The organism is Castellaniella sp. MT123, from assembly GCF_039614765.1.
In the GTDB taxonomy this organism is placed as follows: Bacteria; Pseudomonadota; Gammaproteobacteria; order Burkholderiales; family Burkholderiaceae_B; genus Castellaniella.
Window position 1 is genome coordinate 2,459,298 of sequence record NZ_CP154879.1, and the last position, 14,730, is coordinate 2,474,027.

10 protein-coding genes and 4 tRNA genes are annotated in these 14,730 nt (G+C 62.3%); all 14 read right to left on the reverse strand.

Translation table 11 applies throughout. The features are described from left to right. Window positions 1-71: 71 nt before the first annotated feature. The 14 genes from rpoC to ABCV34_RS11710 all read right to left on the reverse strand — a co-directional run bounded on the left by rpoC (window position 72) and on the right by ABCV34_RS11710 (window position 14,718). Window positions 72-4,334, reverse strand: a complete 4,263-nt coding sequence (rpoC, locus tag ABCV34_RS11645; protein WP_345796382.1) for a DNA-directed RNA polymerase subunit beta' — start codon at window positions 4,332-4,334, stop codon at window positions 72-74. Continuing rightward, a complete protein-coding gene (gene rpoB, locus ABCV34_RS11650) occupies window positions 4,334-8,446 on the reverse strand; it encodes a DNA-directed RNA polymerase subunit beta (RefSeq protein WP_345796383.1) in 4,113 nt (1,370 codons plus the stop codon). The genes rpoC and rpoB overlap by 1 nt, the downstream gene beginning before the upstream one ends. Window positions 8,447-8,611: 165 nt before the next feature. Next, window positions 8,612-8,992 carry a 50S ribosomal protein L7/L12 gene (gene rplL / locus ABCV34_RS11655; protein ID WP_345796384.1) on the reverse strand — a complete coding sequence of 127 codons (381 nt, stop codon included), beginning with the start codon at window positions 8,990-8,992 and terminating at the stop codon, window positions 8,612-8,614. 74 nt (window positions 8,993-9,066) lie between these two features. Then, entirely contained in the window at window positions 9,067-9,591 is a 525-nt protein-coding gene (gene rplJ / locus ABCV34_RS11660; RefSeq protein ID WP_345796385.1) for a 50S ribosomal protein L10, read from the reverse strand. Between the two features lie 228 nt (window positions 9,592-9,819). Then, complete coding sequence (gene rplA / locus ABCV34_RS11665; protein WP_345796386.1) at window positions 9,820-10,515, reverse strand: 50S ribosomal protein L1; 696 nt, start codon at window positions 10,513-10,515, stop codon at window positions 9,820-9,822. Between the two features lie 2 nt (window positions 10,516-10,517). Beyond that, entirely contained in the window at window positions 10,518-10,952 is a 435-nt protein-coding gene (rplK, locus tag ABCV34_RS11670; RefSeq protein ID WP_345796387.1) for a 50S ribosomal protein L11, read from the reverse strand. Between the two features lie 97 nt (window positions 10,953-11,049). After that, window positions 11,050-11,583 carry a transcription termination/antitermination protein NusG gene (gene nusG, locus ABCV34_RS11675; protein ID WP_345796388.1) on the reverse strand — a complete coding sequence of 178 codons (534 nt, stop codon included), beginning with the start codon at window positions 11,581-11,583 and terminating at the stop codon, window positions 11,050-11,052. 14 nt (window positions 11,584-11,597) lie between these two features. Then, window positions 11,598-11,978, reverse strand: coding sequence for a preprotein translocase subunit SecE (gene secE / locus ABCV34_RS11680; protein ID WP_345796389.1), 381 nt, complete (start codon window positions 11,976-11,978; stop codon window positions 11,598-11,600). 40 nt (window positions 11,979-12,018) lie between these two features. Continuing rightward, window positions 12,019-12,094 (reverse strand) — tRNA-Trp (locus ABCV34_RS11685). An 82-nt stretch (window positions 12,095-12,176) separates the two neighbouring features. Further along, on the reverse strand, window positions 12,177-13,367 hold the full coding sequence (gene tuf, locus ABCV34_RS11690) for an elongation factor Tu (RefSeq protein ID WP_345796351.1): 1,191 nt from the start codon (window positions 13,365-13,367) through the stop codon (window positions 12,177-12,179). Between the two features lie 43 nt (window positions 13,368-13,410). Beyond that, a tRNA-Thr gene (locus ABCV34_RS11695) sits at window positions 13,411-13,485 on the reverse strand. A gap of 33 nt (window positions 13,486-13,518) precedes the next feature. Then, window positions 13,519-13,592: transfer RNA gene (locus tag ABCV34_RS11700), tRNA-Gly, on the reverse strand. 58 nt (window positions 13,593-13,650) lie between these two features. Continuing rightward, window positions 13,651-13,737 (reverse strand) — tRNA-Tyr (locus ABCV34_RS11705). 39 nt (window positions 13,738-13,776) lie between these two features. After that, window positions 13,777-14,718, reverse strand: a complete 942-nt coding sequence (locus ABCV34_RS11710) for a ParB/RepB/Spo0J family partition protein (RefSeq protein WP_345796390.1) — start codon at window positions 14,716-14,718, stop codon at window positions 13,777-13,779. Window positions 14,719-14,730: the final 12 nt, after the last annotated feature.

The window sequence follows — 14,730 nt, forward strand, 5'->3', positions numbered from 1 at the left end:
CGGAACGGGCTTTTCAATGCGCCGGGCGGAGTGCCAGGCTATCGGCCTGGCACTCCGCCCCCAGCAACCGCTTACTCGTCGGTCGGCTTATCCGCATCCGCCGCAGGCGCGGCATCCGCATCGCCTCCATCGGAGCCGACATGCGCCACTTCCGACGAATCGCCGAAGGGGTTGGCCTGTTCACGCGCCGCTGCACGCTCGGCGGCCTCGAAGACCTCTCGGTCGTGCCGCGCCAGGTGGTAGGCCATCCCGGTACCGGCCGGGATCAGACGACCCACGATCACGTTTTCTTTCAGACCGCGCAGCTCGTCGCGCTTGCCCATGATGGCAGCCTCGGTCAGCACGCGGGTGGTTTCCTGGAAGGAAGCCGCCGAAATGAACGAATCGGTCGACAACGATGCCTTGGTGATACCCAGCAACACGTTCTCGTAGTTGGCGGGGATCTTGCCTTCGGCCTCCATGCGGTCGTTCTCGTTCAGCAGTTCGGAGCGCTCGACCTGTTCGCCCGTGATGAACGAAGTGTCGCCGGCGTTGGTGATGTTCACCCGGCGCAGCATCTGGCGAACGATGACCTCGATGTGCTTGTCGTTGATCTTCACACCCTGCAGGCGGTAGACGTCCTGCACTTCGTTGACGACGTAGGACGCCAGCGACTCGATGCCCTGCAGGCGCAGGATGTCGTGCGGATCGGCCGGGCCGTCGACGATCAGTTCGCCCTTGTTGACCACCTGACCATCGTGGACCAGCACCTGTTTTTCCTTGGAAATCAGGAACTCGTGGCCCACGCCATCCATGTCGGTGATGACCAGGCGCTGCTTGCCCTTGGTGTCCTTGCCAAAGGACACGGTCCCCGTGATTTCGGCGAGCACGCCGGCGTCCTTGGGGGAACGAGCCTCGAACAGTTCGGCCACGCGAGGCAGACCGCCCGTAATGTCGCGGGTTTTCTGCGATTCCTGTGGAATCCGGGCAAGAAAATCGCCCACGCCGACCGCCTGACCGTCGCGCACCGTGATCAGCGCGCCGACCGGCAGCGAGATCGCCACCGCGTGGTCGGTGCCGGCCACCTTGATTTCCTGACCCTGCTCGTCGAGCAACAGAATCTGCGGACGCGCGGCGGCACCCTTCGTACCACGCGTCTTGGGCGTGATGACGACCAGCGTCGACAGACCGGTAATCTCGTCGACCTGACGAGCCACCGTGACGCCTTCTTCGACATTGGCGAAGCGGATGGCGCCCGAGTACTCGGACACGATCGGGCGCGTCAGCGGATCCCAGGTGGCGAGCTTCGTGCCGGCCTTGATGGCATCGCCATCGCCCACCAGGATCGTGGCGCCGTAGGGCACCTTGTGGCGCTCGCGCTCGCGGCGGTTATCGTCATAGACGACGATTTCGCCGGAACGGGACACGGCAATGCGGTCGCCCTTGGCGTTGGTCAGATAACGCAGACCGATGGCAAAGCCCACTGAACCGGCGGACTTGGTCTCGACCGAACTGGCCAGGGACGCACGCGAGGCCGCACCGCCGATGTGGAAGGTCCGCATCGTCAGCTGCGTGCCGGGCTCGCCGATGGACTGGGCGGCAATCACGCCGACGGCTTCGCCCTTGTTCACCAGAGAACCACGGCCCAGGTCGCGGCCGTAGCAATGTGCGCAAAGGCCGTGACGGGTCTCGCAAGTCAGCGGCGTGCGGATCTTGACCTCGTCGATGCCCAGCTCGTCGATGAGCTCGACCTTGTTTTCATCCAGCAGGGTGCCCGCCGGAATCACGGTTTCCTGAGTTTCCGGGTTGACGAGATCGATCGCCGTCACGCGGCCCAGCACGCGGTCGCGCAAGGCTTCGACGACTTCGCCGCCTTCGAGGAGGGCCTTCATCACATAGCCGTGCGACGTGCCGCAATCATCGGTGGTGATGACCAGATCCTGCGTTACGTCGACCAGACGACGAGTCAGGTAGCCCGAGTTTGCCGTCTTCAGGGCGGTATCGGCCAAGCCTTTACGCGCACCGTGCGTCGAGATGAAGTACTGCAGCACGTTCAGGCCTTCACGGAAGTTTGCCGTGATGGGGGTCTCGATGATGGAGCCGTCCGGCTTGGCCATCAGGCCGCGCATCCCCGCCAACTGACGGATCTGGGCTGCGGAACCCCGGGCGCCGGAATCGGCCATCATATAGATGGAGTTGAACGATTCCTGACGCACTTCCTTGCCGTGACGGTCGATGACCGGCTCGGTGGACAGCTGTTCCATCATGGCCTTGCCCACGCGGTCGCCAGCCTTGCCCCAGATGTCCACCACGTTGTTGTAGCGTTCCTGGGAGGTCACCAGACCGGAGGAATACTGCCGATCGATTTCCTTCACTTCGCTGGAGGCCTGCGCCAGAATGTCGCGCTTGGCGTCCGGCACCACCATGTCGCCCATGGCGATGGACACGCCCGCACGCGTCGCCAGACGGTAGCCGGACTGCATCAGCTTGTCGGCGAAGATCACTGTGGCACGCAAGCCGCAGCGACGATAGGACAGGTTGATGAGCTTGGAGATTTCCTTCTTCTTCAGCGCCTTGTTCAGCACCGTGAAGGGCAGTCCCTGCGGCAGGATCTCGGACAGCAGCGCGCGGCCCACCGTCGTTTCATAACGCTGGATCCGTTGCTGCCATTGGCCGCCCTCGCCCATCACGTAGTCAGGCACGCGGGTCGTGATGCGGGTCTGCAGTTCGACTTCGTGGTTGTCGTAAGCGCGCTGGACCTCGGCCAGATCGGCCAGGAACATGCCCTCGCCCTTGCCGTTGACGCGTTCGCGGGTAGCGTAGTACAGACCCAGCACGATGTCCTGGGACGGCACGATGGCCGGCTCGCCGTTCGCGGGGAACAGCACGTTGTTGGACGCCAGCATCAAGGTGCGGGCTTCCAGCTGGGCTTCCAGCGACAGCGGCACGTGGACGGCCATCTGGTCGCCGTCGAAGTCGGCATTGAACGCGGCGCAGACCAGCGGGTGCAGCTGGATGGCCTTGCCCTCGATCAGTTGCGGCTCGAACGCCTGGATCCCCAGGCGGTGCAGTGTCGGGGCGCGGTTGAGCATCACCGGATGTTCGCGGATCACTTCTTCCAGGATGTCCCAGACCACCGGTTCCTGGCTTTCGACCAGTTTCTTCGCGGCTTTGATGGTCGTAGCCAGCCCCATCATTTCCAGGCGATTGAAGATGAACGGCTTGAACAGTTCCAGCGCCATCAATTTCGGCAGACCGCACTGGTGCAGGCGCAGCTGCGGGCCCACCACGATCACGGAACGACCCGAGTAGTCGACGCGCTTGCCCAGCAGGTTCTGACGGAAGCGGCCGCTCTTGCCCTTGATCATGTCGGCCAGGGACTTCAGCTGGCGCTTGTTGGCGCCCGTCATGGCCTTGCCGCGACGACCATTATCCAGCAGCGAATCCACGGCTTCCTGCAGCATGCGCTTTTCGTTGCGCAGGATGATGTCCGGGGCCTTCAGTTCCAGCAGGCGCTTGAGGCGGTTGTTGCGGTTGATGACCCGACGGTACAGGTCGTTCAAATCGGAGGTGGCGAAGCGCCCGCCATCCAGCGGCACCAGCGGACGCAGGTCCGGCGGCAGCACAGGCAGCACTTCCATGATCATCCAGTCGGGCTTGATGCCCGACTTCTGGAAGCCTTCCAGGACCTTCAGACGCTTGGAGATCTTCTTGATCTTGGCGTCGGAGCTGGTCGCCTTCAGTTCGGCGCGCAGCTTCTCGACTTCGGAATCGATCTCGATGGTGCGCAGCAATTCGCGCACGGCTTCGGCGCCCATCAGGGCGTGGAAGTCGTCACCGTATTCCTCGGTCTTGGCCAGGTAGTCGTCGTCGGACATGATCTGGCCGCGCTTGAGCGGCGTCATGCCGGGTTCGATCACGCACCAGGCTTCGAAGTACAGCACGCGCTCGATGTCGCGCAGCGTCATGTCCAGCACCATGCCCAGACGCGACGGCAGGGACTTCAGGAACCAGATGTGCGCGACCGGGCTGGCGAGTTCGATGTGGCCCATGCGTTCGCGGCGGACCTTCGCCACCGTGACTTCCACGCCGCACTTTTCGCAAATGACGCCGCGATGCTTCAGGCGTTTATATTTGCCGCACAGGCACTCGTAGTCCTTGATCGGTCCGAAGATCTTGGCGCAAAACAGACCATCACGCTCGGGTTTGAACGTGCGGTAGTTGATGGTCTCGGGCTTGCGGACCTCGCCAAAGGACCACGAGCGGATCTTTTCGGGCGAGGCGATACCGATCTTGATGGCGTCGAACTGCTCGTCCTGGGAGACTTGCTTGAAGAGATCGAGTAGCGCTTTCATTATTTACGCTCCAGATCCATGTCCAGGGACAGGGATCGAATTTCCTTGACCAGCACGTTGAAGGACTCGGGCATGCCCGCGTCGATCACATGATCGCCCTTGACGATGTTCTCGTAGACCTTGGTACGGCCGGAGATATCGTCGGACTTCACCGTCAGCATTTCCTGCAGGGTGTAGGCGGCGCCGTAGGCTTCCAGGGCCCAGACTTCCATTTCCCCGAAACGCTGACCGCCGAACTGGGCCTTGCCGCCCAGCGGCTGCTGGGTGACCAGGGAGTACGGACCGGTCGACCGGGCGTGCATCTTGTCGTCCACCAAGTGGTGCAGCTTCAGGAAGTGCATATAGCCCACCGTCACCGGACGTTCGAATTCCTCGCCGGTGCGGCCGTCGGTCAGCCAGGCCTGGGTGCGGCCGCTGGTGAGCTTCAGACGCTCGGCGACCTCATCCGGATAGGCGATCTCCAGCATGCGGGTAATGTCTTCCTCGGCAGCCCCGTCGAACACCGGTGTAGCCAGCGGCACGCCGCGACGCAGGTTGTTGGCCAGCGACATGATCTCGTCATCGGTCAACTGATCGAGCTTGACCACGCTACCGCCGGAGTTATAGACGGTTTCCAGCGCCTTGCGCACGGACTTCACCTGCACGCCGCGTTCTTCGTCGAGCATGTCGGCGACCCGCTGGCCCAAGCCCCGGGCGGCCCATCCCAGGTGGACTTCCAGCACCTGGCCGATGTTCATCCGTGATGGCACGCCAAGCGGATTGAGCACGATGTCCACAGGTGTGCCGTCGGCCATGTGAGGCATGTCCTCGATCGGGGTGATGCGCGAGACGACACCCTTGTTGCCGTGACGACCGGCCATCTTGTCGCCCGGCTGCAGGCGACGCTTGACGGCCAGATAGACCTTGATCATCTTCAGCACGCCCGGCGGCAGTTCGTCGCCCTGCGTGAGCTTCTTGCGCTTTTCCTCGAAGGCCAGATCGAACTGGTGGCGTTTCTGCTCCAGCGCGTCCTTGACCTGCTCCAGTGCGACGGCGGCGTCCTCGTCGGCCAGGCGGATGTCGAACCACTGCCAGCGATCCAGATCGTCCAGATAGTCGGCTGCCAGCTCGGTGCCCTTGGCCAGCTTGCGCGGACCGCCGTTGGCGGCCTTGCCCAGCAGCTGCTTGCGCAGACGGTCGAACGCGTCGTTCTCGACGATACGCAGCTGGTCGTTCAGGTCCTGGCGATAGCGGCGCAGTTCGTCGTCGATGATCGACTGGGCGCGCTTGTCGCGCTCGATGCCCTCACGCGTGAAGACCTGCACGTCGATGACGGTGCCGACCATACCGGACGGCACGCGCAGCGACGTGTCCTTCACATCGGAGGCTTTCTCGCCAAAGATCGCGCGCAGCAGCTTTTCTTCCGGCGTGAGCTGGGTTTCGCCCTTGGGCGTGACCTTGCCCACCAGCACGTCGTCGGCGCGGACTTCGGCGCCAATGTGCACGATGCCGGAATCGTCCAGACGGTTGAGCTGAGTCTCCGCGAGGTTGGAGATGTCGCGTGTGATTTCCTCGGGTCCGAGCTTCGTGTCGCGCGCAACCACCGTCAATTCCTCGATGTGGATCGAGGTATAGCGGTCATCGGCCACGACGCGTTCGGAAATCAGCACCGAGTCTTCGAAGTTGTAGCCGTTCCAGGGCATGAACGCGATCAGCATGTTCTGACCCAGCGCCAGTTCGCCCAGATCACTGGAGGCGCCATCGGCCAACACATCGCCGCGCGCGACGATGTCGCCGCGCGACACGATCGGACGCTGGTTGATGTTCGTGTTCTGGTTGGACCGTGTGTACTTCTTCAGGTTGTAGATGTCCACGCCCACTTCGCCGGCGACGTTCTCGTCGTCATTGACGCGAATCACGACCCGCTCGGCATCGACGAAATCCACCAGCCCGCCGCGCACGGCCTGCACGGTCGTGCCCGAGTCCACCGCCACGGTGCGCTCGATGCCGGTACCGACCAGCGGCTTTTCCGGCCGCAGGCAGGGCACGGCCTGACGCTGCATGTTGGCACCCATCAGGGCCCGGTTCGCGTCGTCGTGCTCCAGGAACGGGATCAGCGAAGCCGCCACCGAAACGATCTGCGACGGCGCCACGTCCATGTAATGGACATTGGCGGGTGCCGTCATGATGGTTTCGCCGGCCTCGCGGCAGGCCACCAGGTCGTCGACGAAATGGCCGTTATCATCCAGATCGGCATTGGCCTGCGCGATCACGTATTTGCTTTCCTCGATGGCCGACAGGTATTCGATCTGGTCCGAGACCCGCCCGTCGACGATCTTGCGATACGGCGTTTCCAGGAAGCCGTATTCGTTCAGACGCGCGTACAAGGCCAGCGAATTGATCAGACCGATATTCGGGCCTTCCGGCGTTTCGATCGGGCAGACGCGGCCGTAATGGGTCGGGTGCACGTCACGGACTTCGAAGCCCGCGCGCTCTCGCGTCAGGCCGCCCGGTCCCAGTGCGGAGACACGCCGCTTGTGCGTGATTTCCGACAGCGGGTTGGTCTGGTCCATGAACTGCGACAGCTGGCTGGAACCGAAGAATTCCTTGATGGCAGCCGAGATCGGCTTGGAATTGATCAGGTCGTGCGGCATCAGGTTTTCGGTTTCCGCCTGACCCAGACGTTCCTTGACGGCGCGCTCGACACGCACCAGGCCGGCGCGGAACTGGTTTTCCGCCAGTTCGCCCACGCATCGCACACGGCGATTACCCAGGTGGTCGATGTCGTCGATCTGGCCACGACCATTGCGCAGATCCACCAGGATCTTGATCGTATTCAGGATGTCGTCGTCGGTCAGTGTCAGCGGGCCGGCGTTGCCTTCGTTGAGGCCCAGGCGGCTGTTGACCTTCATCCGGCCCACGCGCGACAGATCGTAGGTTTCCTCGGAATAGAACAGACGCTGGAACAGAGCCTCGACCGCTTCTTCGGTCGGCGGCTCGCCGGGGCGCATCATGCGATAGATGGCGACGCGCGCAGCCATCTGATCGGTCGTCTCGTCGGTGCGCAACGTCTGGGGGATGTAGGCGCCTTCGTTCAGCTCGTTGATGTAGAGCGTTTCGATGTCGCGGATCCCGGCGGCGCGGAATTCGGCCAGTACGGATTCCGTGATCTCGTCGTTGGCCTGGGCCAGGACTTCGCCGGTGTCCGGACTGACGACGTTTTTCGCCAGTACGCGGCCCAGCAGGAAGTCTTCCGGCACCGAGATATGGTCGACCTTCGCGTTGGTCAGGTCGCGCAGATGCTTGGCATTGATGCGCTTGTCCTTCTCGACGATGACGTTGCCTTGCTTGTCGCTGATGTCGAAGCGGGCGACCTCGCCTTTCCAGCGCTCGGGCACGAACTCCAGCATGCCGCCTTCGCCGTGCAGGGCGATGTGGTCGAAACTGGAAAAATACGCCAGAATCGCCTCGGGCGTCATGCCCAGGGCCTTCAGCAGGATCGTCACGGCCATCTTGCGGCGGCGGTCGATACGGAAGAACAGGACGTCCTTCGGATCGAACTCGAAATCCAGCCACGAGCCGCGGTAAGGAATCACACGGGCGGAAAACAGCAGCTTGCCCGAACTGTGGGTCTTGCCGCGGTCGTGTTCGAAGAACACACCGGGCGACCGGTGCAGCTGAGACACGATGACGCGCTCGGTCCCGTTGATGACGAAGGAACCCGTGTCCGTCATGAGCGGAATCTCGCCCATGTAGACTTCCTGTTCCTTGACTTCCTTGACCGTCGGTTTGCTGACCTCGCGATCCATCAGCACCAGACGCACCTTCGCGCGCAACGGCGAGGCATAGGTCAGCCCCCGCAGCTGGCATTCCTTGACGTCAAAGACCGGCGTGCCCAGTACATAACTGACAAATTCCAAACGGGCCATCTGATTGTGGCTGACGATTGGAAAAATCGAATTGAAGGCCGCCTGCAGACCTTCGTCCTTGCGTTTCGCTGCGGTGGTGTCTGCTTGCAGGAAGGTCTTGAACGAATGCAGCTGCGTCGCCAGCAAGTACGGCACGTCCTGGACGTCCGCTCGCTTGGCGAAGCTTTTGCGTATGCGCTTCTTTTCGGTGTACGAATAAGGCATGAGCACTCCGACTCGAGGGTTACTTAGGCCGTTCACCACGGCCATGGTTTACGACTCCAGAAAACCCGGCTCCGGATGATGCCTCGGGGACATCGAACGCGGGTTTTCTGGAAACGCAAAAGCCCGGGAAGGCTCGATGGCTTCCCGGGCGCGGCGTACCGGGTCTTACTTCAGTTCGACCTTGGCGCCGGCTTCTTCCAGCTTCTTCTTGGCGTCTTCGGCACCAGCCTTGTCCACGCCTTCCTTGACGGGCTTCGGGGCGCCATCGACCAGGTCCTTGGCTTCCTTCAGGCCCAGACCGGTGATTTCGCGGACAGCCTTGATGACGCTGACCTTGTTGGCGCCGACTTCGGCCAGAACGACCGTGAACTCGGTCTGCTCTTCAGCAGCGGCGGCAGCGCCACCAGCGGCGGGGGCCGCAGCCACGGCGACAGCGGCCGCAGCGGCGGACACGCCGAATTTCTCTTCCATTTCCTTGATCAGCTCGGACAGTTCGAGCACGCTCATGGCGGCGATCGCGTCCAGGATTTCAGCTTTGGTTGCCATTTTTAAGAACTCCAGATAATTAAATAAGCCAGGTTTGGTTGTCGCTCGTCACAACGGACGCGCCGACAGGACGCTTACGCGGCCTGCTTCTGGTCGCGAACGGCCGCCAGGCCGCGCACGAACTTCGTGGGCACTTCGTTGAGCGTACGCACAAACTGAGCGATGGGCGCCTGCATGGTGCCCAGCAGCTTCGACAGCAATTCCTCGCGCGACGGCATGGTGGCCAGAGCCTTCACACCGTCCTGGTTCAGCAGGCTGTTGGGCAAGGCCCCGCCTGTGATGACCAGTTTGTCGTTGGTCTTTGCGAAATCGGCAAGCACCTTGGCGGCGGCCACCGGATCAGCGCTGATCCCATAGATCAGCGGACCGGAGAGCTGCCCCGACAACCCCTCGAAGGGGGTGCCGGTCAAGGCACGGCGCACCAGCGTGTTTTTCAACACACGCAGGTACACACCCGATTCACGCGCAGTTTTGCGCAATACGGTTACGGAGGCGACGTCCAGACCACGGTACTCGGCGACGATGATCGATTGGGCGCGGCCGATCTCGGCAGCGACTTCTTCGATGACGACCGCCTTTTCTTGGCGATTGAGACTCATGGTTGAACACTCCTTCTAACGATGCCGGGGAGACCCCCAACATCAACCGAATGCGGCGCACCTGGTCGAGTTCATGAATGAAATCTTCCTGGGCGCCGTCTACGCTGGATCCGGTGCACTACCCGGGATTAAGCCGATCCTTCGGTGCGGCATGAAGGATCGGCTCCAGCGGTCTTTGACAGCGGCGTCCGGCAAAAAAACCGGACACAGCCCAAAGTTCTGTATGCCTCAGGCAGCCAGCGAGGCCACTTCGACGCGCGCACCGCCACCCATGGTGGAGGACACGGCGACTTTGCGCAGATAGATGCCCTTCGCGGCAGCGGGACGCGCCTTGTTCAGGGCGTCGATCAGGGCGCTGAGGTTGGTTTGCAGTTTTTCCACGTCGAAGGACGCGCGGCCGATCGTGGCGTGGATGATGCCGGCCTTGTCGGTCCGGTACTGAACCTGACCTGCCTTGGCGTTTTTCACGGCGGTGACAACGTCCGGCGTCACGGTGCCGACCTTGGGATTGGGCATCAGGCCGCGAGGACCCAGCACCTGACCCAGGGCGCCGACGACACGCATGGTGTCGGGCGAGGCGATGACCACGTCGAAATCGATGTTGCCGGCCTTGATGCTGTCGGCCAGGTCTTCCAGACCGACGATGTCGGCACCGGCGGCCTTGGCGGCCTCGGCCTTTTCGCCCTGGGCGAAAACGGCCACGCGGACGGATTTCCCGGTACCGGCAGGCAACACGACCGAGCCGCGAACCAGCTGGTCGGATTTTTTCGGGTCGATACCGAGCTGGACTGCCACATCGATGGATTCATCGAATTTGGCGGTCGCGGTTTCCTTGACCAAGGACAGAGCCTCGACCACCGGATAGAGCTTGGTGCGATCGATCTTGGCAGCGATGGCTGCGGAGCGTTTGCTGAGCTTTGCCATGATTAAACCACCCCTTCCACGTCGATACCCATGCTGCGGGCGCTGCCGGCGATCGTGCGCACGGCGGCGTCCATGTCAGCCGCGGTCAGATCGGGCTGCTTGGTCTTGGCGATTTCCTCGGCCTGTGCACGGGTCAGCTTGCCGACCTTGTCCGAGTTCGGGCGAGCCGAAGCCTTCTGGATGCCTGCGGCCTTCTTGATCAGGATCGTGGCCGGCGGAGTCTTCATGATGAACGTGAAGCTCTTGTCGGCGAACGCGGTGATCACCACCGGAATCGGCAGACCGGGTTCCATACCCTGGGTCTTGGCGTTGAACGCCTTGCAGAATTCCATGATGTTCAGGCCGCGCTGACCCAGCGCCGGACCGATCGGGGGAGAGGGATTGGCTTTACCAGCTGGCACTTGCAGCTTGATGAAGCCGACGATTTTCTTCGCCATGCGATGCTCCTGTCGGGTGATTGCGCCAGCCACGGATGCGGCCGGCTCCCCGGGTTAAGAATGCCACCGACCGTCGCGCGGCCAGGTGGTCATGAAATCAGACCTTTTCGACCTGACTGAAATCCAGCTCGACCGGCGTGGCGCGACCGAAGATCGTGACCAGCACCCGGACCTTGCTCTTTTCGTAGTTGACTTCTTCGATGTTGCCGTTGAAGTCGGCAAACGGACCTTCCTTGACGCGGACGGTCTCGCCCACTTCGAAGAGGACTTTCGGGCGCGGCTTTTCGACGCCCTCTTCCATTTGCGATAGAATCTTTTCGACCTCGCGCTCGGAAATCGGAGCCGGCCGGTTACCCGACCCCCCCAGAAACCCGGTAACGCGGTTGGTGCTTTTCACCAGGTGCCAGGTCTCGTCCGTCAGATCCATCTCGACCAGGACATAGCCCGGGAAGATCCGGCGTTCGGAAATGGACTTGCGGCCGTCCTTGATCTCGACGACTTCTTCGGAAGGCACGAGAATACGGCCGAAGGCATCCTGCAAGCCTGCGCGATCAATGCGCTCTACCAAAGCCTTGTGAACGCTTTTTTCCATGCCCGAATAGACATGGACGACATACCAGCGTTTGCTCATGCGGAGTTTATTCCTTAGTTCCAGCCCAGCAGCAGACCGTAGATGATCCAGCCCAGCAGCTTGTCAGCTACCCACAGCAGAACCCCCATGGCAACCACAAAGGCGAACACGACGGCCGTCATGCGCGTGGTTTCCTGGCGCGTGGGCCAGACGACGCGCCGCGTCTCGCTGTAGGATTCGCGACCGAATGCCAGCGTACGCCGCCCTGTTTCGCTGAACCAGACGATAATGGCTGCGATGACCAGGCCGGCGACAAAGGCACCGACCCGTACATAGCCTGGCTGATTGACCAGAACCGAATACGCGACGATACCCGCGGCGACGACCACCACAGCCAGACCGAGCTTGACCCGATCGGCGGTTCGGTTGACTGTTTCTACGTTCTGATGCGACATAATCTGGCGGCTGACGCCGCAACCGCGGCGATGAAATCGGTGGCAGGGGCAGAAGGAATCGAACCCTCAACCTTCGGTTTTGGAGACCGACGCTCTGCCAATTGAGCTATACCCCTAAACCCGGAAGCGGTGGTGTGTTGCCACACCCCCGTTTTTGAAAACGCAATGGCGGACAACTAGCCCACCATTGTACATCAATTACTTGATGATTTTGGCGACGACGCCGGCGCCCACGGTACGGCCGCCTTCGCGGATGGCGAAACGCAGGCCTTCTTCCATGGCGATCGGAGCAATCAGGTTCACCGTCATCGAGACGTTGTCACCCGGCAGCACCATTTCCTTGTCGGCCGGCAGCTCGATGGTGCCCGTCACGTCGGTCGTGCGGAAGTAGAACTGCGGACGATAGCCCTTGAAGAACGGCGTGTGACGACCGCCCTCTTCCTTGGACAGAATGTAGACCTCGGCCGTGAAGTTCGTGTGCGGGTGGATCGAGCCGGGCTTGGCCAGCACCTGGCCACGTTCGACTTCCTCGCGCTTGGTGCCGCGCAGCAAAATGCCCACGTTATCGCCCGCCTGACCTTGGTCGAGCAGCTTGCGGAACATCTCCACGCCCGTGCACGTCGTCTTGACCGTGTCGTGGATCCCGACGATTTCGATTTCCTCGCCAACCTTCACCACGCCGCGCTCGATACGACCCGTCACCACCGTGCCGCGACCCGAGATCGAGAACACGTCCTCGACGGGCATCAGGAACGTGCCGTCCACGGCGCGCTCGGGCGTCGGGATGTACGTGTCCAGCGCCTGCGCCAGCTGCATGATCGCCTGCGCACCCAGCGGACCTTCGTCGCCTTCGAGCGCCAGCTTGGCCGAGCCCTTGATGATCGGCGTATCGTCGCCCGGGAAGTCGTACTTCGACAGCAGTTCACGCACTTCCATCTCGACCAGCTCGAGCAGTTCCTCGTCGTCGACCATGTCGCACTTGTTCAGGAACACGATGATGTAAGGCACACCCACCTGGCGCGCCAGCAGGATGTGTTCGCGCGTCTGGGGCATCGGGCCGTCAGCGGCCGACACCACCAGGATCGCGCCGTCCATCTGCGCCGCGCCCGTGATCATGTTCTTCACATAGTCGGCGTGGCCCGGGCAGTCAACGTGCGCGTAGTGGCGGTTGGCCGTCTCGTATTCCACGTGCGAGGTATTGATCGTGATGCCGCGCGCCTTTTCCTCGGGCGCGTTGTCGATCTGGTCGTAGCCCTTCGCTTCGCCGCCCGATGCCTTGGCCAGCACCGTCGTGATCGCCGCCGTCAGCGTCGTCTTGCCGTGGTCAACGTGCCCGATCGTCCCCACGTTCACGTGCGGTTTGGTCCGTTCAAACTTGCCTTTTGCCATGGCTGACTCCTGACTGTGGAATGAGATCCGGTCTAGAAAATTGTGGTGCCCATGATGCGGATCGAACGCATGACCTCTCCCTTACCAAGGGAGTGCTCTACCACTGAGCCACATGGGCGGTATTCGTATGACACCGTCAATAAAAACCCGCTGGAGCGGGTGAAGGGAATCGAACCCTCGTCGTAAGCTTGGAAGGCTTCTGCTCTACCATTGAGCTACACCCGCGATTCGGTATCCCTATCGACCTGATCCCCGTCATTCAGCCAGGGGAAGTGTCGTCGCTTGGTGGTGGGGGTTGGATTCGAACCAACGTAGGCGCAAGGCCAACAGATTTACAGTCTGCCCCCTTTAACCACTCGGGCACCCCACCGAAGCGAATTTCGAATTATGAAGATGTTTTAGGATGATGTCAAGCGTTCTGGTCCTGCTGGTCCATGACCCGCCCCATTCCCTGGCGATCCAGCAGCGCGTCCAGGTGTTCCCAGTCGACGAATTCGATGATCAACTGGCCGCCCTTGCGCGCCGCCGCCTTGATCCTGACTTTCGTCGCCAGATGGTCGGACAGGCTCTTTTCCAGACGCTCCAGATCGCCGTGACTGGGCTTGGGCTCGGCCTTGGCGACACGGCCGGCGGGCGTGGCCACGGTTTCGTCGTCCTCGCGCAGGGCCCGCGCGACCCGCTTCTCGGTTTCGCGCACCGACAGGCGGCGGGCGACGACTTCGTGGGCCAGCAGAATCTGACGCGCGGCATCGGTCGCCAGCAGGGCTCGGGCGTGGCCCATGTCGATGTCGCCAGCCAGCAACATCGTCTGCACCGGACCCGCCAGATTCAGCAGGCGCAGCAGGTTGGTGGTCGCGGATCGGGACCGGCCGATGGCCGAAGCGGCCTGTTCGTGCGTCAGGCCAAACTCATCGAGCAGACGGCGCACACCATGCGCCTCTTCCAGGGGGTTGAGATCTTCGCGCTGGATGTTTTCGATGAGCGCCATGGCGGCCGCGTTTTCATCGGCGACCTGACGCACCATGACGGGGATTTCATCCAGCCCGGCGATCTGCGCAGCGCGGAAACGGCGTTCGCCGGCAATGATCTCGTATTGCCCGGGATCCGTCTCCAGGGGACGGACCAGGATGGGCTGCATGACGCCCTGCGCGCGGATCGAATCGGCCAGGTCATTGAGGGCGCCCTCGTCCATGCGGGTACGTGGCTGATAGCGACCAGCGCGCAGGACCTTGATCGGAAGATGACTGGGCGCGTCATGCGCACCGCGGGCGCCCACCGCATCGAGGGCGCCATGATCGGCGCCCAACAGGGCGTCCAGGCCGCGGCCTAAACCCTTCTTTCGTGTTGCCATGAGGAAATTCCT

Excerpts from the sequence above, each read along its gene's own strand:
- rplJ (WP_345796385.1), bottom strand. The coding sequence starts at position 9,591 with ATGAGTCTCAATCGCCAAGAAAAGGCGGTCGTCATCGAAGAAGTCGCT.
- nusG (WP_345796388.1), bottom strand. The coding sequence starts at position 11,583 with ATGAGCAAACGCTGGTATGTCGTCCATGTCTATTCGGGCATGGAAAAA.
- secE (WP_345796389.1), bottom strand. The coding sequence starts at position 11,978 with ATGTCGCATCAGAACGTAGAAACAGTCAACCGAACCGCCGATCGGGTC.
- tuf (WP_345796351.1), bottom strand. The coding sequence starts at position 13,367 with ATGGCAAAAGGCAAGTTTGAACGGACCAAACCGCACGTGAACGTGGGG.
- rplK (WP_345796387.1), bottom strand. The coding sequence starts at position 10,952 with ATGGCGAAGAAAATCGTCGGCTTCATCAAGCTGCAAGTGCCAGCTGGT.
- rpoC (WP_345796382.1), bottom strand. The coding sequence starts at position 4,334 with ATGAAAGCGCTACTCGATCTCTTCAAGCAAGTCTCCCAGGACGAGCAG.
- rplA (WP_345796386.1), bottom strand. The coding sequence starts at position 10,515 with ATGGCAAAGCTCAGCAAACGCTCCGCAGCCATCGCTGCCAAGATCGAT.
- rpoB (WP_345796383.1), bottom strand. The coding sequence starts at position 8,446 with ATGCCTTATTCGTACACCGAAAAGAAGCGCATACGCAAAAGCTTCGCC.
- rplL (WP_345796384.1), bottom strand. The coding sequence starts at position 8,992 with ATGGCAACCAAAGCTGAAATCCTGGACGCGATCGCCGCCATGAGCGTG.
- ABCV34_RS11710 (WP_345796390.1), bottom strand. The coding sequence starts at position 14,718 with ATGGCAACACGAAAGAAGGGTTTAGGCCGCGGCCTGGACGCCCTGTTG.